This is a genomic window from Kribbella orskensis (assembly GCF_004342085.1).
GTDB lineage: Bacteria > Actinomycetota > Actinomycetes > Propionibacteriales > Kribbellaceae > Kribbella > Kribbella orskensis.
The window spans coordinates 140,102-166,185 of record NZ_SLWM01000004.1; the positions used below are offsets into that span (position 1 = coordinate 140,102).

24 protein-coding genes are annotated in these 26,084 nt (G+C 68.1%); 8 read left to right on the forward strand and 16 right to left on the reverse strand.

Annotated features, from left to right (window positions below; all coding sequences use genetic code 11):
- Window positions 1-82: 82 nt before the first annotated feature.
- Genes EV644_RS12945 through EV644_RS12955 form a run of 3 tightly spaced genes read right to left on the reverse strand, consistent with a single transcriptional unit; the run spans window position 83 to window position 3,221 of the window.
- The gene (locus EV644_RS12945; RefSeq protein WP_132188488.1) at window positions 83-883 is read right to left on the reverse strand and encodes an ABC transporter permease; all 801 of its coding nucleotides are present in this window, start codon (window positions 881-883) and stop codon (window positions 83-85) included.
- Complete coding sequence (locus tag EV644_RS12950) at window positions 883-2,295, reverse strand: ABC transporter permease subunit (RefSeq protein WP_132188489.1); 1,413 nt, start codon at window positions 2,293-2,295, stop codon at window positions 883-885. The genes EV644_RS12945 and EV644_RS12950 overlap by 1 nt, the downstream gene beginning before the upstream one ends.
- On the reverse strand, window positions 2,295-3,221 hold the full coding sequence (locus EV644_RS12955; RefSeq protein ID WP_132188490.1) for an ABC transporter ATP-binding protein: 927 nt from the start codon (window positions 3,219-3,221) through the stop codon (window positions 2,295-2,297). Before EV644_RS12955 ends, EV644_RS12950 begins: the two co-directional genes overlap by 1 nt.
- 124 nt (window positions 3,222-3,345) lie before the next feature.
- Between EV644_RS12955 and EV644_RS12960 the strand changes: the two genes are divergently transcribed.
- Both EV644_RS12960 and EV644_RS12965 read left to right on the forward strand, forming a co-directional pair.
- Window positions 3,346-4,515: a sensor histidine kinase gene (locus tag EV644_RS12960; RefSeq protein WP_199239788.1), complete on the forward strand. Its 1,170-nt coding sequence runs from the start codon at window positions 3,346-3,348 to the stop codon at window positions 4,513-4,515.
- Window positions 4,512-5,189, forward strand: coding sequence for a response regulator (locus EV644_RS12965; protein ID WP_132188491.1), 678 nt, complete (start codon window positions 4,512-4,514; stop codon window positions 5,187-5,189). Before EV644_RS12960 ends, EV644_RS12965 begins: the two co-directional genes overlap by 4 nt.
- Before the next feature lie 215 nt (window positions 5,190-5,404).
- Here the strand turns inward: EV644_RS12965 and EV644_RS12970 are convergent, their stop codons facing one another.
- The 6 genes from EV644_RS12970 to EV644_RS12995 all read right to left on the reverse strand — a co-directional run bounded on the left by EV644_RS12970 (window position 5,405) and on the right by EV644_RS12995 (window position 10,364).
- Window positions 5,405-6,004: an Rv1733c family protein gene (locus EV644_RS12970; protein ID WP_132188492.1), complete on the reverse strand. Its 600-nt coding sequence runs from the start codon at window positions 6,002-6,004 to the stop codon at window positions 5,405-5,407.
- 270 nt (window positions 6,005-6,274) lie between these two features.
- On the reverse strand, window positions 6,275-6,691 hold the full coding sequence (locus EV644_RS12975) for a hypothetical protein (RefSeq protein ID WP_132188493.1): 417 nt from the start codon (window positions 6,689-6,691) through the stop codon (window positions 6,275-6,277).
- Window positions 6,692-6,706: 15 nt separating this feature from the next.
- Entirely contained in the window at window positions 6,707-7,399 is a 693-nt protein-coding gene (locus tag EV644_RS12980) for a hypothetical protein (protein ID WP_132188494.1), read from the reverse strand.
- Between the two features lie 49 nt (window positions 7,400-7,448).
- Window positions 7,449-9,833 carry a MinD/ParA family ATP-binding protein gene (locus EV644_RS12985; protein WP_132188495.1) on the reverse strand — a complete coding sequence of 795 codons (2,385 nt, stop codon included), beginning with the start codon at window positions 9,831-9,833 and terminating at the stop codon, window positions 7,449-7,451.
- 63 nt (window positions 9,834-9,896) lie between these two features.
- Complete coding sequence (locus EV644_RS12990) at window positions 9,897-10,094, reverse strand: hypothetical protein (protein WP_132188496.1); 198 nt, start codon at window positions 10,092-10,094, stop codon at window positions 9,897-9,899.
- A 78-nt stretch (window positions 10,095-10,172) separates the two neighbouring features.
- Window positions 10,173-10,364, reverse strand: a complete 192-nt coding sequence (locus EV644_RS12995) for a hypothetical protein (RefSeq protein WP_132188497.1) — start codon at window positions 10,362-10,364, stop codon at window positions 10,173-10,175.
- A gap of 211 nt (window positions 10,365-10,575) precedes the next feature.
- On the opposite strand from EV644_RS12995, the gene EV644_RS13000 reads away from it, so the two are divergent.
- Both EV644_RS13000 and EV644_RS13005 read left to right on the forward strand, forming a co-directional pair.
- Window positions 10,576-10,812, forward strand: coding sequence for a hypothetical protein (locus tag EV644_RS13000; protein ID WP_132188498.1), 237 nt, complete (start codon window positions 10,576-10,578; stop codon window positions 10,810-10,812).
- Window positions 10,813-10,973: 161 nt separating this feature from the next.
- A complete protein-coding gene (locus EV644_RS13005) occupies window positions 10,974-11,756 on the forward strand; it encodes an AfsR/SARP family transcriptional regulator (protein WP_158292812.1) in 783 nt (260 codons plus the stop codon).
- Between the two features lie 81 nt (window positions 11,757-11,837).
- On the opposite strand, the gene EV644_RS13010 is transcribed toward EV644_RS13005, so the two are convergent.
- The 4 genes from EV644_RS13010 to lhgD form a co-directional block, all read right to left on the reverse strand.
- On the reverse strand, window positions 11,838-12,656 hold the full coding sequence (locus EV644_RS13010) for a M55 family metallopeptidase (protein ID WP_199239789.1): 819 nt from the start codon (window positions 12,654-12,656) through the stop codon (window positions 11,838-11,840).
- A 52-nt stretch (window positions 12,657-12,708) separates the two neighbouring features.
- Window positions 12,709-13,536: an aldo/keto reductase gene (locus tag EV644_RS13015; RefSeq protein WP_132188501.1), complete on the reverse strand. Its 828-nt coding sequence runs from the start codon at window positions 13,534-13,536 to the stop codon at window positions 12,709-12,711.
- A gap of 17 nt (window positions 13,537-13,553) precedes the next feature.
- Window positions 13,554-13,742, reverse strand: a complete 189-nt coding sequence (locus EV644_RS13020) for a hypothetical protein (RefSeq protein WP_132188502.1) — start codon at window positions 13,740-13,742, stop codon at window positions 13,554-13,556.
- A 121-nt stretch (window positions 13,743-13,863) separates the two neighbouring features.
- On the reverse strand, window positions 13,864-15,069 hold the full coding sequence (gene lhgD / locus EV644_RS13025) for an L-2-hydroxyglutarate dehydrogenase (protein ID WP_132188503.1): 1,206 nt from the start codon (window positions 15,067-15,069) through the stop codon (window positions 13,864-13,866).
- A gap of 125 nt (window positions 15,070-15,194) precedes the next feature.
- On the opposite strand from lhgD, the gene EV644_RS13030 reads away from it, so the two are divergent.
- From EV644_RS13030 to glgX, 4 genes are all read left to right on the forward strand, one after another.
- Window positions 15,195-15,614: a DUF302 domain-containing protein gene (locus EV644_RS13030; RefSeq protein ID WP_132188504.1), complete on the forward strand. Its 420-nt coding sequence runs from the start codon at window positions 15,195-15,197 to the stop codon at window positions 15,612-15,614.
- Window positions 15,615-15,693: 79 nt separating this feature from the next.
- Entirely contained in the window at window positions 15,694-16,563 is an 870-nt protein-coding gene (locus EV644_RS13035; RefSeq protein ID WP_132188505.1) for an LLM class flavin-dependent oxidoreductase, read from the forward strand.
- Between the two features lie 128 nt (window positions 16,564-16,691).
- Complete coding sequence (locus tag EV644_RS13040) at window positions 16,692-19,397, forward strand: MGH1-like glycoside hydrolase domain-containing protein (RefSeq protein WP_199239790.1); 2,706 nt, start codon at window positions 16,692-16,694, stop codon at window positions 19,395-19,397.
- 2 nt (window positions 19,398-19,399) lie between these two features.
- A complete protein-coding gene (gene glgX, locus EV644_RS13045; RefSeq protein WP_132188506.1) occupies window positions 19,400-21,514 on the forward strand; it encodes a glycogen debranching protein GlgX in 2,115 nt (704 codons plus the stop codon).
- A 37-nt stretch (window positions 21,515-21,551) separates the two neighbouring features.
- Here the strand turns inward: glgX and EV644_RS13050 are convergent, their stop codons facing one another.
- The 3 genes from EV644_RS13050 to EV644_RS13060 all read right to left on the reverse strand — a co-directional run bounded on the left by EV644_RS13050 (window position 21,552) and on the right by EV644_RS13060 (window position 25,980).
- A complete protein-coding gene (locus EV644_RS13050; RefSeq protein ID WP_199239791.1) occupies window positions 21,552-22,223 on the reverse strand; it encodes a transglycosylase SLT domain-containing protein in 672 nt (223 codons plus the stop codon).
- Window positions 22,224-22,263: 40 nt separating this feature from the next.
- Entirely contained in the window at window positions 22,264-23,190 is a 927-nt protein-coding gene (locus EV644_RS13055) for a GTP-binding protein LepA (protein ID WP_241998124.1), read from the reverse strand.
- 291 nt (window positions 23,191-23,481) lie between these two features.
- Entirely contained in the window at window positions 23,482-25,980 is a 2,499-nt protein-coding gene (locus tag EV644_RS13060) for a X2-like carbohydrate binding domain-containing protein (RefSeq protein ID WP_242001019.1), read from the reverse strand.
- Window positions 25,981-26,084: the final 104 nt, after the last annotated feature.

Here is a 26,084-nt window from a genome sequence, read left to right on the forward strand (position 1 = left end):
CGGACCCTTCATCGCCGGACCACCGGTCCAAGTTCCGGTGACGCCCCGCCGACAGAAAGTCGCCCCAGGCAACAGGTGCCCGTCAGGCGTCGCGGAAACGTAGGGCGACTGCGGCGGCGGCGGTGGAGGCAGCGGCGTAGAGCGCTACGACGCCCAGACCGCGCCATGGTGAGATCGGCAGTGCGTCGAGTCGCAGGGTCGCCTGGATGGACAACCCGGCGGTCATCGGCGACACCTGTTCGATCCATTCGCGCCAGCGCGGGTCGGAGACGGCGATCGTGATGATAGGCGCCAGGTAGAGAAGCCCGAGGACGAGCGTCACCGCGCCACCCGTGTGCCGGACGACAAAACCGATGCCGAGAGCAATGATTGCCACCAGGCCCAGGTACAGCACGGTACCGCCATAGGCGCGCAGCGTCGGGTCGTCGCCGAGAGACAGTGGCCGGTAGCCTCCTGCTGTCGTAAAACCGCCGCGCGCAAGGAGTTCCCGGCCCACCACCAGCGAGCCGAGGACGCTGACGACCGCGACCAGCAGCACGACCGAAGCAAGCACCGCGACCTTTGTCGCAAGGACGGTCAGACGGCGCGGGCAGGCCGCCAGAGTGGTGCGGATCATGCCGGCTTCGTACTCCGTGGTCACGGCGAGCACCGCCAGCACGACCACGGCAGCCTGACCGATGTACACCCCGGACAGGCTGAGCTTGGTCAGGTCGAAGTCGCAGGACGGGTCGGAGCGCTCGCAGTTCGGCGGCGTGAGGTCCCAGCTGACCAGGGCGCCGACCGCAGCGGTCATGACCACGGCCGAAAGCAGCGTCCAGCCGGTGCTCGGTACAGTGCGCAGCTTCGTCCACTCGGCCCACAGGGCTCTTCCGGCGCGCTGCATCAGGCGTCCCGGCGGGTGAGCTGCCAGTACGCGAGACCGAGTGCGGCGACGGCGTACGCGAACATCACGCCCAGCCCGGCCCACGGGCCGATGACCTGGCCGGACTCGATGGACTGCTGAACTGCCAGCCCGGCCACCGGCGTGAGCCGGCTGACCCAGATGTCGGCCCCGGGCGAGATCACCGGCGCGACAATCTGGGGCAACACCACCAGCGCGATGACGAACACGATTGCTCCAGCGGTACGCCGCCAGACCACCGCGATTCCGAGGCTGAACAGCGCGACGAGCGCCAGGTAGATGGCCGTGCCGGCCACCGCGCGCACCGCGCTGCCGTCCGTCAGCGAGATGTGCGGGTACGCCGGTGGGTTGTAGCCACCGTCATGCATCCCGGGCTGCGCGAGCAGGAACGCGGCGACACTCGCGATCAACCCGGCAACGAACACCACTCCAGCGAGTACGACGGCCTTGCCGGCCAGCACGTGCCCACGCCGGGGGGAGGCGGCCAGCGTGGTCCGGATCAGCCCGGTCCGGTACTCGGCGGTCATGAACAGGACGCCGAGAGCGATGATCGCGATCATCCCGAGCCGTACTCCGAACAGGCTGAGCATCACCACGTCGTCGTCACCCGGCGAGCGCCAACTGGCGATGCCGTACCCGGCGATGTCACCCGATCCGCTCACGGTGAACGTCCCGCCCGACCGGGAGAGCCCGTCGCCCGCGCTGAGCATCGGATTCACCTTGGACGGCCCACTGGTGATGCTCTGGCCGGCCCAGTCCGGCGTCGTTCGCGCACCGGTGACGGTCACGCTGTCGAAGACCGCCGTACCGACTGTCCCTTCGAGGCTGATCGCAGAACCGCTACCGGTCCGCGTGGTCCGGTAGTTCGGCGGCGACGCGACGAACAGGCCGACCTCGGCGTCTCGCGGCAGCGCCACAGTCACAGTCCCGACCTGCTGCCAGCTCTGGCCGTCCGCCGACTCGTATCCCGTGACCGTGTTGCCGGTCCGGGTCAGCTTGAGCCACCGTGGCGCTGCGGTCGCCGCGCCGGCGAGGTCGGTGTCGAACGTTGCCTGCATCCGGACCCCATGCTCAGGAGTCAGCATGACCGCGGCGTACGGCGATCCGGGCGCAAGCCCGGCCTTGACGAGCAGGCCGGCTTTCGCCCACTCCTGGCTGTCCAGCTGGCTGACGACGCGGGCGACGACTGTGCCGTCACCGCTGAGCGGCTTGTGCACGAAGTACGCCTGGTCCGAGTAGCTCGGCTGCTTGTTGGCGTCCGTGGATCCAGCGGTCGATCCGAGCAGCTCGAGCAGCACCGTCACGGCGACCGCGGCGAACAGGCACAGCGCGCTGCTTCGGACCGACCTGAACTTTGTCCACTCGCCGCGCAGGACCTGCAGGAAACTGCTCATCACGCCTCCCGCGACCTCGTGTGAGCGGCGAACTCGACCGCGTCCCTGGTCAGGTCCATGTACGCCTCCTCCAGCGAGGCTCGGTAGGCCGCGATCTCGGAGAACGGCAGTCCGTTCTCGTTCAGCAGCTTGATGACGCGCTCGGGGGTCAGCCCGGTCACGGTCACCCGGTCGTGGTCGGTCGCGGCCACCACGGCACCGGCGTTCGCGAGGACGGTCATCGCCGCCGTGCGCTCCGTCGTACGCAACCCGACCCGGTCCGCCGACGCGGCAGCCAGCAACTCACGCACCGTCGTATCCGCGATCAACCGGCCACGCCCGATCACGATGAGGTGGTCCGCACTGCCCTCCAGCTCCCCCATCAGGTGGCTGGACACCAGCACCGCCCGGCCCTCGGCCGCCAGCGACCGCAGCAGCCCACGGATCCACACGATGCCCTCCGGGTCGAGCCCGTTCACCGGCTCGTCGAACAAAAGGACCGGAGGGTCCCCGAGCAACGCGCCGGCAATCCCGAGCCGCTGCCGCATCCCGAGCGAGAACCCACCTGCCCGGCGCCGCGCCACCTCCGCGAGTCCCACCAGGTCCAGAACCTCGTCCACCCGCCGGGCGGGCAAGCCGTTGTACTGCGCCATCCACAGGAGGTGGTCCCGGGCCTTCCGGGCAGGATGGACCGCTCCCGCGTCGAGGAGCGCACCGACCTCGCGCAACGGATCGCCGAGGTCCCGGTAGCGGCGCCCACCGACCAGCGCGCTGCCACCGTCCGGCGCGTCCAGCCCGAGGACCACCCGCATCGTCGTCGACTTGCCGGCACCGTTCGGTCCGACGAATCCGGTCACCTGGCCGGGCTGAACTGTGAAGGACAGACCGTCCACCGCGACGGTGGCGCCGTACTTCTTGCGCAATTCCTGCACCTCGACGCTGTTCATGTCCTGGGACGCTACGGCTGTCCGAGCGGAGTGTCGTCACCTAGCGGGGCCGTGTTCCGTCCCCCACGAGAGGTACTGCCGCGGGGTGATGCGGGCAGGGTGGTGCCAGGCGGACAATGCTGACGTGAGTCAGGCCCGCGAACTGGCCGACCGGGTGCTGCTGGGCACCCGCCGGATCGGCGGCACCCGCGACGCGATGCTCGTCGTTGCCGCGGTCCTTGCCGTGCTCGCCGTCGTCGAGGCCGGGAACCGTGGCGACCAAACAGGCATGGACCTCGGTACGTTGCTGCTCCTCGGCCTGGTGGCGACCGCGCCGCTGGCCTTGCTGGCGCCGCAGCCGGTCGCCGTGACGCTGGCCGTGACGCTCGCCAACACGATCATGCTCGGCGGCGAGGAGCCGCTGTTCGTCGCGGGCGTCCTGGCCGAGTTGCTCGCGCTGTACTGGCTGGGGCGGAACCGCTCACGCAAGGTCTCGCTGCCGTTCTTGCTGCCATTCGTGCTGTTCGCCTTCGGCCGACCAGACGCGGGCACCACGCTGTTGCTGGTCTTGGTGACCGCCGCCGTCCTCCTGGGTGCAGCCGTCCGGGACCGCGGCGAGGCGGTCGCGAACGCCGCAGCCAGCCGGGCTACGGCCGACACCTTGCTGGAACACGCAGCCCGAGGTGAGCGGGCCCGGATCGCCCGCGAGCTGCACGACGTGGTCGCACACCACATCTCCATGATCGCGGTCCAGGCCGAGACTGCCCGGCTGACCACCCCCGGCCTGCCGCCGGACGGCGCCAGACGGTTGCTGGCGATCGGCGACACCGCCCGGACTGCGCTGACCGAGATGCGGCGGCTACTGGGAGTACTACGCGAGGACGTCGGCCTGCCGGAGAGCGGTCCCGTCCGCGCGCCGCAGCCCGGGTTGGAGCAACTCAACGCGCTCGTCGACGAGGCACGCGCGTCCGGCGGTGCCGGCGCGCGGCTTATCGTGCGAGGCACGGTGATGCCGCTCGACCCGGGCGTACAGCTCACGGCGTACCGAATCGTTCAGGAGGCGCTCACCAACGCCCGCCGGCATGCACCCGGTGCGGCTGTAGACGTCGAACTCGACTACACGGCAGCGGCCTTGCTCGTCCGGGTTCGCGACAACGGACCGGGGCCTGACGTCCCAGGCGACGGCAGTGGCCATGGCCTGCTGGGTATGCGCGAGCGGGCCGGGATGGTCGGTGGCACCGTGGTGGTCGGCCGATCGCCAGGTGGCGGCTGCCTGGTCGAGGCCGTGCTGCCGATCCCGGCGGAGGAACCATGATCCGGATAGTCGTGGTGGACGACCAAGAGGTGGTCCGGGCCGGGTTCGGCGCGCTCCTGCACACCCAGCCCGACTTCGTCGTCGACGGTACCGCGGCCGACGGCGCCGCCGCGGTCGCACTGTGCCGCTCCGGGCAGCGCCCGGACGTTGTCCTGATGGACGTACGCATGCCGGTCCTCGACGGCATCGAGGCGACCCGGCAGATCCTCGCGGACGCCGGTCCCGACCAGGGCCCGCGGATCCTGATGCTCACCACCTTCGACCTCGACGAACACGTGTACGACGCCTTGGCCGCAGGCGCGAGCGGCTTCCTGCTCAAGGACGTGACCGCGGAACGCCTGTTCGACGCCGTCCGCGTGATCGCGGCCGGCGGCGGCCTGCTGGCACCGAGCGTCACCCGCCGCCTGATCGCGGAGTTCGCCCGGCAGCGGCCCCGCTCGCCCGCCAAGACCATTGCCCTCAGCAACCTCACGCCCAGGGAAGTCGAAGTACTCGCCCTGATCGCCGAGGGTCTGTCCAACCCGGAGATCGCCGCTCGCCTGACGGTCAGCGACGAAACCGTCAAGACCCACGTCAGCCGCCTCCTCGCCAAACTCCGCCTACGCGACCGCACCCAAGCAGTCATAGCCGCCTACGAGTCCGGCCTCGTCACCCCCGGCACAATCCACCACTGAGTGCCCCACAGGGAGAGCTCGTCGGGCCGCGCATGTTCGAGACGATCCCGTGCAGGAAGTGGCGACCGTAAACAGTTCTCGCGAACCACGCGGCCGCGGGCTCGGGCAGGGCGCGCAACCCCTTCGCCATCATGAACCGCGACGCCACAGCCCGGCTCGCCGTACGCAGGCGAGCCGTCCGGCGGCCCACTTCGGCAATCAGCCGGCCGAGCCGGTCAACTCTCGTGGTGTCTCCAGCGGGGCGCGATCCGTTCCCATTCGCGGTCCAGGTCCCGGGCGCGCCGCCGATCGAGCCCGGCAACGGCCAGTCGGGTCAGGCCGATGAGCGTCAGCCAAGCGGCCATCGCCGCTGCCAACCCAGCCAAGGTCCCGATCGCCTCACTGTCGGCCGGTTGACGCGGCGGCGTGACGATCGCACCCGAACGATCGAGCCAGATCGTCACCTCGCTGCCGCTCCTGGTCCCCAACATCGCGTAGGTCCATCCCTGCAGAGACTTGCCGGCGGTGTCAGTCCAAGCAACCAGGACCGGGGCCATCGTCTGCCCTGGCATCGCCCCAGCCCAGCTCCCTGCGTCCGACAGGGTTTGCGCCGGCGACTCGGTCAGAACCGCGCGCCGCTGAGCCGCGGCGTCCTTGCTCGCGTCGGACGCCGCAGTACCGACAGCCATGGCGGCCGGTATCACCAGTACGGCGATCAGCCCCGCAACCAGGAGGATCGCGGACTCCACTCGATCCACGGTCCGGCGCAAGGGATGCCGGCCGAACCCGAACCGGCGCACCTTCCTCTGTACTCGCGACTCCGGATGCATGCTCATCACGACCTCCTCGGTCGGCTGAGGCTTGCGGAGATCCGGTCATCGTCCCCTGATGGTGGATTCCGAGACCTCGGGCCGCCACCCCCATTGTCGCTCCGAACGGCCCGGAAAGCACCGCTGACGTTGCCGAACCAGTCGAGGCTTCAAGTAACGAGTCTCATCTGTGTGGTTAGGTACGTGTCCCTCCTCGGCACTGAAAACAACTGTTCACCTCATTTAGGCGGAGGATGGTGTGCCGCCTGGCCGCTGCCGGTTCTGGTCGCTGGGTGTCTACCGGTTGGCGTAGCTGATGGAGACGGCGCTCGAGCTGGAGGTGATGCTGCCACTGTCGACTCTGTCGCCGTTGACGATCAGTACGACCTTGAGGGTGCCACTCCCCTTGGTCTTTCGCAGTTGGATCCGATAGGTGCCCTTGGAGTCCCGGACCTGGATGGTGGCATTGCCGCAGCCCTTCTTGGTCTGCCCACCCACCTTCCCGGCCCAGCAGACCTTGTCGGACGCGGTGATCTTGACACTGGCGCGCGATTTCGTGCTGCTCTTTCCGCTGTTGCCACTGGTCTTGCTGCTGCTGCTCTTACTGCTACTGCCCTTCGTGCTTCGTGACGTGGTCTCGATGGGTTCACAGCCAACAAGCGCGAGCGAAACAACAGCGGCTATCGCGATGGTGGTCAGTCGGTGGACAGGCATCTGCGTGGCCTCCCGTCATCCGGTCTCGACGGCGAAGCTCGGTCGCATGGTCGTCGGCTTGAGCTCGTTCCTGACAAGGGCTTCGAAGCCCAGCAGCCCGATCTTCTCCTTGGCCGCGGCTGTGCGGGCCGCCTTGGTGTGAGACGCCCCTCGCAGCTCCGCTTCCAACTGGTTCGCCAGCGCCTCGAGCTGTGCGCGGCCGTTGCGTGAGAACGCCTTGTGCTTCTTCGTGACGACAACGAACTGGACCGCGACAGCCGCGGTGGAACAGCCCGCACAGGACGCATTGACCGCCAGTGCGCGGTTCCGGGCGGTCAGATCGGTCCCAGGCCGTACCACCACCACTTGCACGGACACGCTGATGGCGCCGCAGTTGCGACAGCTCGACCATGCAGTCGCCGTGTTGTCGGCTGTGCCCTTTCGCGCTTTGCCGAAGTAGATGACCTGTACTGCGGTCGCCGTACCCCTGCACGAGTCGCAGGTTGCTGAGGCGCTTGCCACGGCATCGGCCTGGGTCCGCTTCCCACCTGCACGTTCGTACATGGCCGTGCGATCCGCGTCGGAACTGTCTGGAGTCGCCGGATTGGCGGACGCGACCAGGTCGAAGTCCTGGCCCTTGCGGAACCTGAGCATGCTGGAGCCGCCGGCCGCACCCACGACCAGGGATGCAATCAGCACTGTCGCTTGGAGTCGCTGGCGGATTGTCATCGTGTTCTGGCTCCTCTTCGGGTGGGACGTGACACGGACGAATGACAGCTCATTGGGCGCTCCAGCGGTCCACGGAGAAGCCGTCGGCAACCAATTCGGCCAATTCAAGATAGGCGTCGCGGGTAGCGGGGCGCAGGTCATCGAGATCGGTCGCCGCGCCGGTCTCCAACGCGGGGTCCCACGGGATGCGGACCGTGCCGGCGCAGCGGGCGGAGAAGTGCTTCTCGATCTCGTCGAGCTGGAGCCAGCGCGGCCTTCCTCTGGTCGTGTTGATGACCGCGACGGCGGAGTCGACCAGGTCCTCGTGGCCGTGCTGGTCGAGCCAGTCCAGAGTTCCCGCGGCGACCCGAGCGCCATCCAGCGCGGGCGGCATGACGACGACGACCTGGTCAGCCTCCCGGAGGATGCCCTGGACGGCGCTGTCCAGGATGCCGGTTCCGGTGTCGACGAGGATCAGGTTGTAGTGGTGCGTGAGGAGCCCGATCGCGGCGCGATAGTCGAGGTCGCCCAGAGCCTGGGTGATGCGAGGATCGTCGTCGGACGCGATCACCTCGAGCCGACTCGGCGCCTGCGAGGTGTAGGCCCGCAGATCGGCGTACTTGGTGATGAGCTCGCGCTCGCCCAGCAGGCTGGTAACCGTGGCCGGTGACTCTCGCCGGACGCGGTAGATGAGGGAGCCCGCGTCAGGGTTGGCGTCCAGCGCAACCACCCGGTCGCCGCGGTGGACAGCGAGGGTGTGGCCGAGCATCAGCGTCGTAGTGGTCTTCCCGGCGCCGCCCTTCCGGCTCAGCGTAACCACTCGGCGCGGCCCACGCAGCGGCGCTCGGACCCGAGAGATCCGCTCCCGCTCGCGTTGTTCGGCGACGCTGGGCCCGACGTTGACGCGACCGTTCGTCACGAAGTACAGGCCGTGACGCCAACCGTGCTGGGGCGGCGGTACGCGCCGGCGGAGCATGGTCTCCTCGGTGAAGGCGGCTGCGCCGGGCGGGGCCGCCGCAACGAGCTGCGACTCGGCGCCGTTGATCCTGGTCTGGTGATCACTCGAGCTGTCCACAGAGCTCATGGGTTCCTCTCCCGACGCCGTCCGATGCTGATCCTCTGCCGATGGCGGGACGGGAGTGGCCCGTGCGGCCCCGCCTGCAGCGTGCCGGGCCCGCAGCAACCGGCTGACGTGGAGCACCGATCTGCCGAGTATCAGGCTGAGCCCGATGACGGGCAGGGTGATCGCCAGCAGGGACAGGATGGCGAGCGTCGCCGCGCCCGGCTGCCCTGCGGAAAAGAGCGCTCGCGCACCGGCCAACAGCTCGCCCGACCGGTCCCAGAAGTCGGCCAGGTAGCGTGGGGCGTTCCACGCGGCAAGTCCAAAGCCGATGATCAACGCGGGCACGGTGACCAACACCCATGACGTAACGATCACCCGGGTCCGGAGCTGTAGCTGCACCACGCCCCGGTCGCCACGATGGCCTGGAAGCAGACTCCGCATGATCGGCCGGACGTGCCCGAAGAGATTCGGCACACCGGCAAGGTCCCCGAGGATGTAGTACCCGTCGAACCGGACCACCGGCAGCAATTGCTGGACTATCTCAAGGTGCGAGAGGGCGACGACCGCGAGCAGCGGAGCCCACCCGGTCCACAGATACGTCGCGGCGGCCGCGACGATGAACACCGCGTTGAAGTACACGCCGCCCAGGTCGGTCCGCAGCCGGCCTGCACGGTTCAGCCGGTACGCGTTCGTCACGTTGGTGTAGAAGGCCGGGATCCACAAATAGATCCCCACGCCGATCCGCCCCGGCTTGGCACCTCCGTAGCTGCATCCAGCGGCGTGGCCGAACTCGTGGAAAATCGTTGCAGCGAGCAACAGAGCCAGGACGGCAAGGACGCCGGCCGGCTCGATGAGAGCGGCAAATACCTCCGAAGCCGCCAGATTGCTGACCATCCACACGTCGAAGGCGACTACTGCCGTCAGCACGCCGAGGATGACCGGTCGGTGGAACAACGGCGCGAAGACCCGGGCGACGACTCGTACTGCGGCCGTGGGCAGCAGCACCCCCCGGACACTCAACGCCAGCAGCGGATCGGCGCGTCGCTGTCCGACAGGTGCGCCGTTCCAGAGCGCGACCAGGCCGGACGGCCCGAGCTTCTCGTGGATGAGCTGGACCAGGTCGGTGGGATCGAGACGCTGACCGTACGCCCGGCTCACCCGGTCGGCCAGCAGATCGGCGGAGGTGCGCCCGTCGGCGTAGTCCACGATGAGGTAGAGCAGCTTGGTGAGCAGCACCATCTGCCGGTCGGCCCGCTCGACCAGGTAGCGCTCCTCCCGAAACCCGGAGCCCTCGTAGGGTCCGAGCAGCCGCAGGCCGACCGCGCGGCTCGGCCTGGGCCCGCCGTGAACCGGTCCCGCAGTCGTGCGATCGACCAACTCGTTCGTCGTCATCGTGGTGGCCTTCGGCCAGAGCGGGGGGCGCGAGCCCCCCGCCTTTCCCGTGCGCGGATGCTGCTAGCGCTGGAACGCAGCCACATGCTGCAGCGCCACTGCGCTCGCGGTCGAGCCGATAGTGGCCGCGTTCACCGCGATAGCCAGGTTGATCGCGGTGATATTGGTAATGTTCACCAGCGCCAACGCCTCTCTCGCGGGCAACAGGTCGACCGACTGGTTCGCGACTTCCGTCCGAGAGATCCTGCCGAGATTCGTCATCGAGATCCCATCCTCTCCTCGAGTGCGTGGACGGGGCGCTCTGCGCCACCGCCCACGCACCGGCCTGTGTCGGGTCCGCTAGTGCTGGTGGACGTTGATACCCTGCAGCGCCACAGCGTTCGCCACGGAGAAGTGGGACGCCGCGTTCAGCGCCACTGCCGTGTTGGATGCGGCGATGCTCGCAAAGTTGAACGAACCCAGCGCCTCTCGCTCCGGGAGGACCTGGACCTCTTCCAGCTCGAGCGCGACCTTCGTCAGCTTCTTGTTCATGAGTCACCCCCTTGCCCTGTTAAGTGCTCACAGCAAGTGGAGTCCTCGGCGCGTGCTCACCGCGTTGTCACGCTGTTGTCTCAGCGTTGTCAGGAAGCCGTTGGTCGACGTAACCGATGCCAATCGTAGATCGTTGACTCATCGTGGGTCCAGCCGTCTGTACCTGCACCACGCGAGGCAGCGGGTCCGACGGCTCATTGGAGAGTGGATCATGAGCGATCAGGCGCATTCTGAGTCCGCACCCGGCACTGGCGCCGCGCTGGTGATCCGGGTCTGGCGGGACCCCCCGGACGCGGCCGGCTTCAAAGCGCGGATCACCCGTCGGCCGGATCTCGCCGCCGACGCGGAGACCACCACGGTGGTGACCTCGCCAGAGGCCGTCTACAGCGAGGTCAGAGCCTGGCTCGAGCGTTTCATCGACCGATCAAGCCACGAGGGATCGGCCTGACAGGTTGACATCCGGCGCTTCGTGACCAATCGTGCAATAGACGGTGGCGTTCGGTGCCTGCCGTCACATATGCGGAGAGCAGATCTGCGGGGGCAGCATAGCCGGGGGGGCAGGCTCGTTCCTGACGCACGCCGCCACCTCGACTGGGGGGAGGCCGGGCAGTGCGCGCACTAGGGGGTTGCGACCTCCGACTTCACCTTCTCGGCGACTGGTTCCTGACGGTCGGCGGCGGCCACACCGCCACTCCCGAACCGATCGAGCTGCCGTCCGGGCCGCAGCACCTCATCGCCCTCCTGGCCCTGCAGGGGCGCTGCGCACGGACTCAAGCGGCCGCGACGCTCTGGCCGGACTGCCGCGACGAGGTGGCGGCCGCTCGCCTCCGCGCGATTCTCTGGAGACTGCGCCACCGTCACGCCGGCGTACCACCGTTGCTGGAGATCGGCGACATATCCCTCGCACTGGCGAGCGGGGTCGCCGTGGACGTTCACCGATTCCGGGCGAGTGCCGAACTGCTGATCCACGACCCGGACGGCAGGGACGAAGGCGGCGAGGACGCCGCAGCCGCCGTCCTGCACTCCTCGGAGCTACTGCCCGGCTGGTACGACGACTGGGTCCTCGCCGCGCGCGAGCGGTTGCAGTACCTGCGGCTCAGTGCTCTGGACGCCCTCGCCAGTCGCCGGCGGCTCGAACGGCGCGGTCACGAGGCACTCCAGGCCGCGCGCGCCGCGACCAGCATCGAGCCACTTCACGAGAGTGCGCACCGCACGATCGTCCGAACCCACCTGGACAACGGCGACATCGTCGAAGCCGTCAACCACTACGAGAAGTTCCGCGCGATGCTGGACCGTGAGCTCGGGCTGCCACCTAGCGAGCTGTTCACCGAACTAGTACAGCCTTACCTGGCGAGTGTCGGCGGCGGAACCCGAACCGCGCAAACCCGCTGACCTGTGTATCCCGGACCGGAGCCCGGTCATGAGGGAGTTGTCAGCGCGAACTCCATCCCGCACCGTCGCCGGCGATCTCGATTACTCGCTGACCCCTCTGCTCAGGATGACGGCAGCGATGAACGTGCGGAACAGTTGGAGTGGGTCGTCGTTGCGGATGGCAACGACCTTCTCTCCTCGTTGCTCGACGCCCCGGAGGGCGCACGTCAGTTCCGCCAGCGCGCGGTTGTGGAAACGGACGGTCAGCTCAGCGGGCAGCGTGACGCTCGGCAGCTGGAAGTCTGTCAGCCGGGCCAGCGCGCGTTGCGCACCTTTCCGGATCAGCTCGCGTGCCATGTCCGGATGCAGGGACAGGGCGGCATTGTGCGAGACCGACTCCTTGACGACGACCGCCTCGACATCCGGGCAGAACGGCTGCGCCTCCTCGATCGTCACCCGGTCGCCCGAAATGAGTACCACCGGAACCCCGTGGGCGAGCGCCACCAGCGCGTTGACTCCGGCCTCGCCGGCGATCGCGTCGTTGAGGCGGACCTCGGCGATGGCCCGGGGGTTGTAGGTGTGGTGAAGCACCGACGACGTGGAACTCGCCGACCCGTGGTACGAGACGAAGAAGGCCGCGTCGAAGGAATCGTCGAGGCCTTCCATCATGTACAGCGGCTTGTGCCGGCCGGACAGGTAGCTCGCGCGGCCGTGGAGCTCGTCCGGGCGGAGATTCTGCATCGTCGAGTGTGAGTCGTTGACCAGGAACTCGGTCGCGCCGGCCGCAAGTGCGCCGTCGATCGCGGCGTTGACCTCCGCCTGCAGCTGCCCTCGGTAGTACTCGTACTCCTGACCCGGACCGCGGCATTGACTCCAGTCGACGACCCCGGCGGTTCCCTCCATGTCAGTTGACAAGAACACCTTCAAAGCTGACTCCTCGTGCGGATCCCCGGCAAGGCGGACCCGGCAATCATCACCACCACTTACCGCTCCGCGACAGCGCGTCGGGGGTCTGGCCGGTGGTGTCGAGGGCGTCCAGGGCGGAGACGGACTCTTCGTCGAGGTCGAAGTCGAGGACGTTGAAGTTCTCGTCGATGCGTTCGCGGTGGGATGACTTGGGGATGACCGAGAGTCCCTTCTGGATCGCCCACCTGATCAGGACCTGAGCCGGCGTGCGTCCGGTGGCGGACGCGATCCGCTCGACGACCGGATCCCCGAGGTGCCGCCCGGTTCCCAGCGGGCTGTACGCCTGTGCGACCACGCCCGCATCCTCACACGCATCGACCAGGGCCCGGCGATACTCGAACGGGCTGAACTGGATCTGATTGACCGCCGGCTGGATCTCGCTCACCTTCAAGAGCTCTTGGATCTCCGAGGCTCCGAAGTTCGAGATCCCGATGCCTTTGGTCAGGCCGGCTTCGCTAGCCGCCTCCATCCCGGGCCAGGCCCAGGTCGGCCCGCCCTTCGGCCAGTGGATCAGGTAGAGGTCGAGGAAGTCGGTGCCGAGCCGCCCCAAGCTCTTCTCCGCCTCGACCCGTGGATCCCGGCTCCCCGGGTAGAACTTCGTGGTGAGGAAGATTTCCTCCCTGGGGATCCCGCTGCTCCGGATCGCCCTTCCCACACTCGATTCATTCCCGTACGCCTGCGCCGTGTCGATCAGCCGGTAGCCCTTCTCGAGCGCCCAGGCGACCGCCCGCTCGGTTTCCGGGCCGTCCTCCACCTGCCAGACCCCCAGGCCCAGCAGCGGGATCTCCGCACCATTCGAGAGCGTTCGGGTCAGCTGAGGGTTGTTCGCAGTCATGCTCCCCTTCTACCACGTCAGTCGGTGAACGCGTTGCGCATCGACACCAGCTCGATGTCTCGTTCCTCGATCGCCTTGCGGATCTCGGGGTCGGTCACGATGTCCTGGTCCCCGAGCCTGTATTCCTCGGCCCATCGATAGGTCTCGGTGCCAGGCGCGGTCAGCGCAGCGAGTTCCGGCTCCGCGACAGCGCAGTGCGTGACCAACAGGTGTACGCCTGGCGTCAGGCCGGCGATCCCATTCGCAGGTCAGAGTCTGCAGCGAACGAACCGGTAGACGACCGTACCTCGGTGTACCGCACCGGATCTGCGCTTGACCGCGAGGACTTCAGGCCCGGTCGGCGCACAGCTCCTCGGCGATGCGTTCGCCGATGACGAGGCAGGCGGTGGCGGCTGGGGATGGGGCGTTGAGGACGTGCAGCGTGCGGCCGTCGCGGAGGAACAGGAAGTCGTCGACGAGCTTGCCGTCGCGGGTCACGGCCTGCGCACGCACCCCGGCGCCAGAGCGCCGTACGTCCGCGACTCGCAGCTCAGGCAGCATCCGCTGGGCCTCCCGTACGAGCGCTCGGCCGGTGAGTGAGCGCATCACCTCCTTGGCGCCTGTCTTGGCGTAGCGCCGGGCGAGCCGCCAGGTGCCCCGGTAGGTCATGGACTCCCATAGGTCGCGAGGCACGATCTTGGACCAGGAATAGCCCTCCCGGGCCAGGGCCGGTACGGCGTTCGGCCCGATGTGGACGGTTCCCTCGATGCCACGGGTGAGGTGGACGCCAAGGAACGGCAGCTCGGGGTCGGGTACCGGATAGACCAGACCGTTCACCAGATAGTCGCGCTCCGGGACGATCTCGCTGAACTCGCCGCGGAACGGGAGGATGCGCACCCCGGGCTCGAGCTCGGAGGCCCGCGCGAGCCGGTCGCTGTGCAAGCCCGCGCAGACGGCGACGCGCTCCGCCTCGATCACGTCGTCCGTCGTACGGACCCGAACGACGGAGCCCGCGTTCTCGATCGAGGTCACCGTCACCCCGGTGCGGATCTCGCCGCCGGCCGCGCGGACGTCATCGGCCAGGGCGTCGGCCACCAGCTTGAAGTCCACCCGACCGGTGGAATCGACCGCCAGGGCACCTTTCACGCGCAGGTGCGGTTCGCGCTCCGCGACCTCGCCGAGGGACAGCCGACGGACCGGGACACCGTTCTCACCGCCGAGGCCGAACAGGCGGTCGAGCTGAGGCAGCTCGGCCTCTGTCGTCGCGACGACCAGCTTCCCGGGGACCTCCACCGGGATGCCCTTCTCCTCGCAGTACTCCCTCAGCGCCGCTCCCCCGGCGACAGCCAATCGCGCCTTCAGGGATCCGGGCTTGTAGTACAGCCCGGAGTGCACAACCCCCGAGTTGTGCCCGGTCTGGTGCGCCGCGACCGACCGTTCCTTCTCCAGTACGACGACCGGCGTACCGGGGTCGAGCCGCTGCAAAGCCCTCGCCACGGACAGACCGACGATGCCACCGCCGACCACAACCGCAGTTCTCACCACAGATCCCATCGAACCCTCCTGCACCCGTGACGCCCACCGCAGGCCCCCGGCCAGTGAGAAGAGCCGACACGAGTGCCCATAAATACACTTCCCGAGACCGGGTTCCGTAGGTATGACGTCAAAGGAGGACCACGATGATGGCTGATTCTGCCAGCTCTGGGAGCGGACCGTTGCCGGACGGGGTGGTCAGCAAGGTGGCTGCTGGAACTGTGGCGGAGGTGACTGCGCGATTCCGCCGGCTGCTCGAGGCCAAGGCGGTCACGGTGTTCGCCGTGATCGACCAGGCGGGCGCGGCGCGCACGGCCGGTCTCGACCTGCGCGACACCGTTCTGGTGATCTTCGGCAACCCGGCCGCCGGAACGCCAGTCATGGCAGCCGCTCCGCTGGCCGCACTGGACCTACCCCTGAAGCTGCTCATCTGGGACGACGCGGGGACAACGCGGATTGCCTACTACTCCCCCGAGAGCATCGCCGAACGACACCGACTCGACCCCGAAACCGCCGCCGGATTAGCCGCGATCCACCCACTCACCGACGCCCTCACAGCACCGTGACAGACGCCCATCGACCTGTCGAGAACCGGTGGCCGGCGCCGATAGTTGGAAATACCAACTGGATCAAGGAGAGGTTCCTATGGACATCGGTATCGGTCTGCCGTCCACGATTCCCGGCATCCGCGGCCGGCTGATCCTGGACTGGGCCCGGGCCGCCGAGCAGGCCGGGTTCTCGACCCTGGGGACGCTCGACCGCCTCGTGTACGGCAATCTCGAGACAATTCCGACCCTCGCGGCCGCGGCGGCGGTGACCGAGCGGATCGGCCTGACGACGGGCATCATGATCGGCCCGTACCGGGGCAACGGAGCGCTGCTGAGCAAGCAACTGGCCACCGTGGATCGCATCTCCGACGGCCGGCTGACGGTCGGCATCGCCGTGGGATCGCGCCCGGACGACTTCGAGGCAACGGCGTCGCCGTACGCCGAGCGCGGAAAGGCGTTCGACGCCCAGCTGGCCGAGATGCGTGCGGTGTGGGCCGGTGAGCCGAGGGGGTACGCCGGTCCGATCGGCCCGGCCCCGGTGCGACCCGGTGGTCCCCCGCTGCTCATCGGCGGTGGGTCTGCCGCCGCCTTCCGCCGAATGACGGAGTACGGCGCAGGCTGGATCCTCGGCGCCGGGGGGCCGGACGCATTCGCCGCGGCAGCGGACACGGCCCGGGCATCCTGGCGCGACGCGGGACGTGAGGGTGAGCCGCGCCTGGTCGCCATCGGGTACGTGAGTCTCGGCGACGAGGCTGAGGAGCACGCACGGCGCTATCTCGGCGACTACTACAGCTTCGTGGGTGAGTACGTCGACCGGATCGTGGCCGGCGCCCTCACCACACAACAGAGAGTCGCCGACGCCGTAGCCGGCTTCACCGCAGCCGGATGCGACGAGTTGATCCTGTTCCCTGCCAACCCCGACCTCCAGCAGATCGAACTGATCGCCGATGCGACCGGCCTGAGCTGACAGCCCCTCCCCCGCGGACAGCTCTGAATCATCATCTGCAGACGACGCGGGACTCGGCCAGTCCTCGAACAATGGGCTGTGGCTCCGCGAGAGCTGCCGTGCACGACCACCACCGCTGGGAGGACCGCGTGACGACACAGCCTCACACGTCCGGAGTCGAGCGCGAGCGGATGGCTGGCGACCAGCCCAGGTCGCAGCGGAGCGACTGGAATCTCTGGGGTCCGTACCTCAGCGAGCGTCAGTGGGGCACGGTGCGGGAGGACTACAGCGCCGACGGCGAGGCGTGGGGCTACCTCTCGCACGACCGCGCCCGCGCCACGGCGTACAGGTGGGGCGAGGACGGACTGGCCGGGTTCAGCGACATCGAGCAACGGCTGTGCCTCGGGCTGGCGTTGTGGAACGGGCGTGACCCGATCCTCAAGGAGCGGCCGTTCGGGTTGACCGGCGCGGAGGCGAACCACGGCGAGGACGTGAAGGACTACTGGTGGTACCTCGACGCCGTGCCCAGCCATGCCTGGAACCGCTGGCGCTACCACTACCCGCAGGGTGCGTTCCCGTACGAAGACCTGCGAGCCGAGAACGGGAGACGCGGCAAGCACGATCCGGAGTACGAACTCCTCGACACCGGCGCGTTCGACGAGGATCGGTACTGGATCGTCGAGGTGCACTACGCCAAGGCGAACCCGACCGACCTGCTGATGACGATCCAGGTCACGAACGCCGGTCCCGATCCGGAGACGCTCCACGTCCTGCCGTCGGCCTGGTTCCGCAACACCTGGTCGTGGAGCCCGGGTGCTCCACGACCCGAGCTCGCCGCGACCGGTGAGACGAGCGTGCGCGTCTCGCACCCATCCCTGGGCGAGCTGGAACTACTGGCCGCACCGGGTCCGGACGGGTCCGCGCCGGAACTCCTGTTCTGTGAGAACGAGACCAACCTCCAGGGCCTGTACGGCGTTGCCGGGTCAACGCCGTACCCCAAAGACGGGATCAACGATCACGTCGTGACCGGCGCGTCCACCGTCGACCCCGCACAGCGCGGTACCAAGTGCGCGGCCTGGTACCGCGTCGAGGTCGCGCCGGGTGCCACCGCCGAGATTCGGCTTCGGCTGCGTCCGGCAGGATCAGGCGCTGACTCCGCCGCCGCGCTCGGACCGGAGTACGAGCAGGTCTTCAGGACCCGGCGGGCGGAGGCGGACGAGTTCTACGCCGAGCTCACCCCGGCGGCCGCGTCGCCCGACGAGGCGATGGTGATGCGGCAGGCCTTCGCCGGGATGTTGTGGAGCAAGCAGCTCTACTACTACGACGTCGCCCGCTGGCTGGACGGCGACCCGGGACAGCCGGTGCCGCCGGCCTCGCGGCACACCGGGCGCAACAGCCGGTGGCGCACCTTCAACTCCTTCGACGTGATGTCCATGCCGGACAAGTGGGAGTACCCCTGGTTCGCCTCCTGGGACCTCGCCTTCCACTGCATCGCGCTCGCCCACGTCGATCCGGAGTTCGCCAAGGATCAGCTGCTGCTGGTGTGTCGCGAGTGGTTCCAGCACCCGAACGGCGCCCTGCCGGCGTACGAGTGGGACTTCGGTGACGTGAACCCGCCGGTGCAGGCGTTCGCGGCGCTCGAGGTGTTCGCCATCGACGGTGGACGCGATCTCGACTTCCTCAGCCGGATCTTCGACAAGCTGCTGGTCAACTTCACCTGGTGGGTCAACCGGGAGGACGCCGACGGGTCGAACCTGTTCGAGGGCGGGTTCCTCGGCCTGGACAACATCGGCCCGCTCGACCGCTCGCACCTGCCGGTCGGCGGGGTGCTCGAACAGTCCGACGCCACCGGCTGGATGGCGGCGTACGCGCTGGCGATGACGACGATCGCGGCGATCCTGAACCGGACCGGACACCGGCCCGCGCGCGACCTGGTCCACAAGTTCCTCGAGCACTTCGCCGCGATCCGCACCGCGATGGCGCAGCAGGGGATGTGGGACGAGACCGACGGCCTGTTCTACGACCGGATCACTACCCCTGGCGGCGGCGTCGTGCCGGTGAAGGTGCACTCGATGGTCGGCATCATCCCGATGCTGGCGGTCGGTGTGATCGACGATCAGCTGCTCGAGCGGGCCGTTGCCCCGGGCAAGCAGTTCGCAGAGTTCCTCGATCGCCAGGGGCTGCGCGACCGCGAGAGCCTGGCGGATGCCGGCGTACTGCGCGGCGATGCCGGCCGGCAGCGGCTGCTGATGGGTGCCGTCGGGGTCGACCAGGTACTGCGCATGTTCAGCAAGCTGTTCGACCCCGATGAGTTCTTGTCGCCGTACGGACTGCGCTCGATCTCCGCCTTCCACCGCGACCACCCCTACACCCTCGAGGTGGAGGGGATGCGCGCCACGGTGGACTACGAACCGGCCGAGTCGACCACGGACATGTTCGGCGGCAACTCGAACTGGCGCGGGCCCATCTGGTTCCCGCTGAACTTCCTCGCGACCACCGCCGTGCAGCGCTACCACCGCTTCTTCGGCGACGACCTGAAGATCGAGTACCCCACCGGATCGGGCGAGCTGCTCGCTCTCGACGCCGTCGCCGACGATCTTTTCGCCCGGCTGGTGTCGATCTTCCTCGTCGGCCCGGACGGCCGGCGGCCCTGCTTCGGCGGGGTCGACCGGCTGCAGCACGACCCGAACTGGAAGGACAACCTCATGTTCAACGAGTACTTCCATGGCGACAACGGGGCCGGTCTGGGCGCCGCGCACCAGACCGGCTGGACCGGGATCGTGGCCGATCTGATCCGGCGCAGACACGGGTCGGTGCGGTCCATCGGGGATGTCCTCCGCGTGATGGGCGAATAGTCATGACCGAGCAGGTCTCGCTCGCGCCGGCCCTGCCCGGTGCGGCCGCCCCGCTCGGCGCGACCCCGGGGCCTGACGGCACGAACTTCGCCGTCGCCTCGGCCGCCGATGGCATGCTCTTGTGCCTCTTCGACTCCGCCGGCACCGAGACCCAGGTCCCGCTGCTGGAGCGCGATGGCGACATCTGGCACGGGTTCCTGCCCGGCGTACGGCCCGGCCAGGCCTACGGCTACCGCGCCACCGGACCGTACGACGCGCAGCGAGGTCTGCGGTGCAATCCGGCGAAGCTGCTGCTCGATCCCTACGCGAGGGCGATCGACGGCGAGGTACGGTTCGGGCCGGAGCTGCTCGGCTACACAGTCGACGATGTCGAGGCCCCGAGCGCACTGGACTCGGCCGGCCACGTCCCGCGCAGCCTGGTGGTCGACAGCTCCTTCGACTGGAGCGACCATCCCCGGCCGGCTTACTCCTACGCCGACACGATCATCTACGAGCTCCACGTCAAAGGCTTCACGGCTGCGCACCCCGCCGTACCGGAGCAGATCCGCGGCACCTACGCCGGACTGGCGCACGAGGCCGCGGTAGACCATCTCGTCGATCTCGGGGTGACCGCCGTGGAGCTGCTCCCGGTGCACCAGAGCGTGCCCGAGCGTTTCCTGGTCGAGCGCGGCCTGACCAACTACTGGGGCTACAACACCATCGGGTACTTCGCGCCGCACGCCGGCTACTCCGCCGCGGTCCGGGCCGGTCGGCCCGACAAGCAGGTCGCCGAGTTCCAGGCGATGGTCGACACCCTCCACGGCGCCGGCCTCGAGGTCATCCTCGATGTGGTCTTCAACCACACCGCCGAAGGCAACCACCTCGGCCCGACGCTGTGCCATCGCGGACTGCACAACCCGGCGTACTACCGGCTGGACCCCGGCGACCGGCGGTTGTACGTGGACACGACGGGCACCGGCAACTCTCTGAACGCCGACAGTCCGATCAGCCTGCAGCTGATCATGGACTCCTTGCGCTACTGGCTGACCGAGATGCGGGTCGACGGCTTCCGCTTCGACCTGGCGCCGACGCTGGCGCGTGAGGACGGCAGCTTCGACAAGATGGCGGCGTTCTTCGACCTGACCGCGCAGGACCCGGTGGTCTCCCGCGCCAAGCTCATCGCCGAGCCGTGGGACGTCGGCCAGGCCGACAGTTACGACCTCGGCCGGTTCCCGCCGCTCTGGAGCGAGTGGAACGGCCGGTACCGCGACGTGATGCGCGACTTCTGGCGCAGCCACGACGGCCTGATCGGCGAGTTCGCCTCCCGCCTCAGCGGATCGTCCGACCTGTACTCCGCGGCCGGCCGGCGTCCCACCGCTTCGGTCAACCTGATCACGGTTCACGACGGCTTCACGATGGCCGATCTCGTCTCGTACGACGCCAAGCACAACGAGGCCAACGGCGAGGCGAACACCGACGGCACCAACGACAACCGCTCCTGGAACTGCGGAGTCGAGGGTCCCAGCACCGATCAGACTGTCCTCGACCTACGAGCCAGGCAGAGCCGGGCCATGCTCACCACGCTGATGCTGTCGTTCGGAGTACCGACGCTCCTGGGAGGCGACGAGCTCGGCCGCACCCAGCAGGGGAACAACAACGCGTACTGCCAGGACAACGCGATCAGCTGGTTCGACTGGTCCACCCAGGACGAGCAGTTGATCGTCTTCGTCAAGAAGCTCATCGCGCTGCGCCGGGCCCACCCGGTGTTCCGGCGGCGCCGGTTCCTCACCGGCGTGAGGGCCGACGAGCTGCGGTGGTACACCCCGGGTGGCGCGGAGATGACTCAGGCGGACTGGACCGACCCGGGTGCGCGGAGCGTTGCCCTCTACCTCGACGGGGACGACAATCCCGATCGGGCCGCGGACGGAACACTGCTGGTCGATGACGACTTCCTGCTCCTGGTCAACGCCTGGTGGGAGCCGCTGGACTTCGTCGTACCCGCGACCGAGACCGGCCGGACCTGGTCCCGCGAGATCGACACCTACGACCCCAATGGCGCCGCACCGCCGGACCAGATCGCCGCGGGCGACCACGTCCCGGTCAACCCCCGCTCCATCGTCCTACTGCACGGACAGTGATGCGACGTGTTTGCATAGCGTCGTTGGTGCGGAGGCGCTACGGCACCCGGACGGCGTTCGCGGCCTTGGCCCAGTTCTGGTGCAGGCGGTCGAGGTAGGACTGCGCTTGAGCGCCAGGCTTCGCGCCCGTGGCGAAGGCCCGCATGTTGCCTGACCCGGTGTTGTAGCCCAGAGCAAGCAACTCGTCCTTGCTGAACGTCCCGCGCGTACGACTGGGCAATCGCGCGGCCAGGTCATGCAGATGCCAGGCGGCCGCTTCCACGGCGAGCTCGGGGTGGTCGGGCAGCTCTTCCCAGCTCCTGCCCGCGAAAGGGCGGCCGCGTTTGGTTTCGTTGAAGGCGGCGCGGTGCATGTTGGCGATGCCGAACGCCGCGTCGGGCTTGATGCGCTGCCAGGAGCGTTCCAGCTCGGGGTCGTGCGGCTTGTAGGACTCGTTGTACAGGATTGCCATCAGCAACTGGGGTTTGATCCCTGCCCGACCGGCAGACCTGCGCACCTGTACGGCGAAGGACGCCGGATCGTAGTTCGTGGACCAGTCCGAGGGACTCGGCGTGATCTTGGCGCTCGGCTTCGGCGCCGGAGGTCTGGGCGTGTCCGACGCGGTGGCCCGGGGTGGCGGGACTGCAGTCTCCGGCGAGTCTCCCCCGCGCGCAGCCCACGCCGCCACGACAACGGCGCCGACCGCGATCCACCACCAGCCCTTGCTCACCGGCGCCCCTCATTCGGCACCTCAATGCTTCTGACCACACTCATTTCGAAGGCGACACAGAGCGCTCGGCTGCGGCGAGCCGGGCGGCGGACTTGAGGGAGTTCACGACGTAGGCAGGTACGCGCAAACCCTGCTTCTGCGCCCAGAGCAGTTCGAGTTCGACTCGCCCGATCTGCTGGGCGTAGCGAGTCAACCCGCCCCCACCCTCTGCCGTGATGCCGAGATGGTGCATCACGGCACCGAACTCGGCCCATTGCTTCTTGGTGTACGCCCCGACCGGTTCGAAGGTATGGCGCCGCAGCGTCCTGACCAGCCACTTCTGCCACGAGGCCAGCTCGGTCCACAGGCCCTGGGCGGCGATCTTGTAGTAGGCGAAGTGGCCCGGCTCCTGGCGACGGATCGGCGCGACGATGGTCGCGGCGACGGCTCGCTCACCGAGCTCCAGCAACCCCTGGTGCAGCTTGTTGTACGCGAGAATGGCCGACTGCTCCGTGGCCACACCGGTGAGGTAATACAGCATCCGGCTCACGTCTTGTACGGCGCTCCACCGCCCGAGCGAACCGAGTAGCCGATAACTGAAGTCCACCTTGGTGAGGTCTGGATCCGCCGGCGGCAAACCGGCCAGCGACTGCAACCGATCCAGCAGTAGCCCGTGGTGCGTCTCCTGCGGAAGCCACACGTCGGCGTAGAAGTGCCGGTCCACGGCCGGCGGATCCGGCAGCAGAATGTTGAGCTCGAGCACGTTCCGCTCGACTTCCAGCTCGACCCTCGACATGTAGGTGAGCACCGGGCCGAACCTCTCGGCGAGCAACTCCGGGCGCGCCATCGAGTAGTCGGCGCTGTCCACCGGGATCGGCGGATGTTCATCGGCCAGCCGATCGACATGCTCGGCCAAGCGCGCCTCGACCGAGAACGGCCTTCGACGCCTCCGTCCGGCACGCCTGGGCGAAGTACCCGCGCCGGTCATGACCGGGCCACCTCGATCGCCCGGATCCGGACCTCTCTCCTGTTGCCGCCACCGGTCATGACGATTCCACCCACCCCCACAGGCATCAGATCACCTTCGGTCGGTCAGACCATGAGTAAGCCCGACCTTACGTCACCCGAGGTGTACCTCCCGCTGCTGGCCTCCGGGCATCCTCAGCCGCAAGACCGGCGAGGAGGTCTACCGCCGCCCACCAAGAGCAGGAGTGCGACACCGCGCTGGGAGATCCAGAACCTTCGACAGATCCCGGATCTCCCAACGCGGTGTCAGGGGCTAATTCGCGATCGTGTAGCGGATGATGTCGCTTCGCAGCACCTCGCCTGAGACCTTCACGATGCGCAGAGTGTGCTGCCCATCCGTCAGGCCGGTTTGGCTGAACACCTGCCGCGTCGTGACACGCGCCTCGTTGGAGAGGTTCACCCGGCGTACGAGCTTGCCGTCGAGGTAGACGTCGGCGTCGCCCTGATCCGGAGCCAGCGCCGTGATCCAGTCGACGCCGGTACCCCGGAAGGCGAAGGTGATCGCTGCGCCGTTCGCCGTAGCGGAGTGCACGTCGTCGCGGTAGTCACCACGGAAGCTGAAGTCCAGCACCGTGCTGCCGACCGGCTGCGCCGCGAGGTACTGCTTCTTGATGGTCACGACCTTGCCCTCGACGGTGTAGTCGGTGTCCTTGACAAGGGCCTTGCCGGCGTTCGCGATCGAGACCAACTCGCCGGGGTCGCGCCCGATCTCGGTGCTGACATCGGCCTGTGCGGACTTGTCGAAGGCCGCGGCACCCGGGTTGAGCAGGCTCTCCTGCCGCACGACCAGCTTGTCGACCAGCATGAACTGTCCCGACTTCTTCACACCGCGGATCGTGTGGCTTCCGTTCGGCAGGTCCGAGATGCTGTACACCACCTGCTGCGCCGAGCGCCCGTCGGCATGGGTGTCCACGGTCGCCTTCAAGGCCCCGTCGACGTAGATCTCGACCTCACCCTGCGAGGGGTCCTTCTCCGTCACGTAGTCGACACCGTTGCCGACGAAGCTGTGCGAGAAGGCGTCGCCGTTGGTCTCCGTGTACTGCACGTCGTCCTGATAGTCACCGAGCCCACGGCCCGTACTCCGGCTCCATGAGCCCGTGTAGACGATGCCCGGGTCGTCGTTGTTCAGCTCGACCGTCCGTACGCCGGACGTGGTCGCGTTGGCGGCCGCGGGAGTCCCCGAGTCCGCCACTGTGACCGTCAGCGGCTCCGAGACCGCCGGAACCTCGTTGTTGCCGTTGCGCTTCCAGGCGCCCTCGTAGGAGACGCGCAGGTCATCGTCGTTGACGCGGATCGCCGAGTTCTTCTGCGGCGTGACCTTGAACAGACGGACACCGTGCGGGGGCACGGTCGCCGCGGTGTAGCTGGACGCGAACTGTCCCAGGTCCTTCTTCGCCCACAGGTCGCGCACCTTCGCGGAGCCGTCCAGACCGAGGTCCGCGAAGTTCGCCGTCATGTCGGCCTCGGTGGTCCCGAGGTTGAACATCGCGACGGTGTACGAGCTGTCGGCGTTGAGCGAGTACCACACCTGCCGGTTGGTCTTGGTCGACACCGGCTGCGCGGGACGCCCGGCCTGGTTGACCGCGATCACCTCGGGGTTCGTGAGCAGCTCCAGCCCGTACGAGTCGAGCTTGGTCATGTCGTTACCGATGTAGAACGGAGCGGCGGAGACTGCCCACAGCGTTGCCGCGGTGCGACGCTCGTCCTTGGTCAGGCCGTCCATCGTGCCGTTGCCGACATTCAGCGAGTCGAGATCGTTCCAGCCACCCGGCCCACCATGGCGCCACCAGTCCGCCACCTTGGGGAAGAGCCGCGAGATGTTCGGCCAGGCCGTCAGCGCCTCACCCGGGCAGTAGCACTCGACGTCCCAGTCGAGTCGCCATCCGTTCGCCCACTGCTTCCAGTAGTCCGCGTAGTTGATGTCGAGAGCCCAGGAGAGCTCGAACCAGATCTTGTGACGAGCGAGCGCCTGCGACCATCCCTTGACCTCGTCGCGTGCGTCGAGGGAGAGATCGTTCTTGCCGGAGCCCGGCGTCACGCTGTCGAACTTCAGGAAGTCGACGCCCCAGGCGGCGAACTGATCGGCGATCGAGTCGATGTACGCCTGGGCGCACGGCTTCGTCATGTCGATGCGGTACCCGAAGCCCCAGTAGTCCCCAGGCTGCAAGGGCTGCTTGGCCAGGTCACCCGTCGTACAGCCAGGGTGGCCGTAAACGGGATAGTTGGCGTCCATCATCGCCTTCGAGATTCCCGGAATGCTGTAGAGCCCGACCTTCTGGCCGTTCGCGTGGATGTGCTTGATCACCGCCTGCAGACCGTCCGGATACAGCTTCCTGCTCGGCACGGGCCGGCCGTACTCGTCTACGCCGTCGTTCCACCCGGCGTCGATGTTGATGTTCTTGAACCCGAACGGCTGGAGCTTGCGATGCATCGCATCCGATTGCGCGATGATCTGGTCCGCCGTGATCCAGCTGGGGGCGCCAGGCTTCGATTCGTACACCTGCATGCTGTAACTGCTCCAGCCCAGATAGGGCTTCTGCGCCGCCTCCCCCGCCGGGCCGAGCGAAGGGCTCGCCGCCGCGGTGACGCTCGCCGGGCTGCTGATGCTCGCCGCGCTGGGAGCGCTCGCCGTCGTGGTGACCTCGTGCGGCCCCCGCGGCGGTCCACTCGCGCCAGGTACGGCGGATGGCGTCGCAGCCGCGCCCGCCGGGAGCAGCGCGCCGACGGCGACAAGCGCGACTATGCCTTGCATCGCCCTCTTTCGAAGGGATCTGGTCATGAGCGGTGACCTCTCTGATGATCTGCCAGCCGAGACCCCTGGTGCTCGCGGTCTTCGACACACGTTTCCCAGGAACA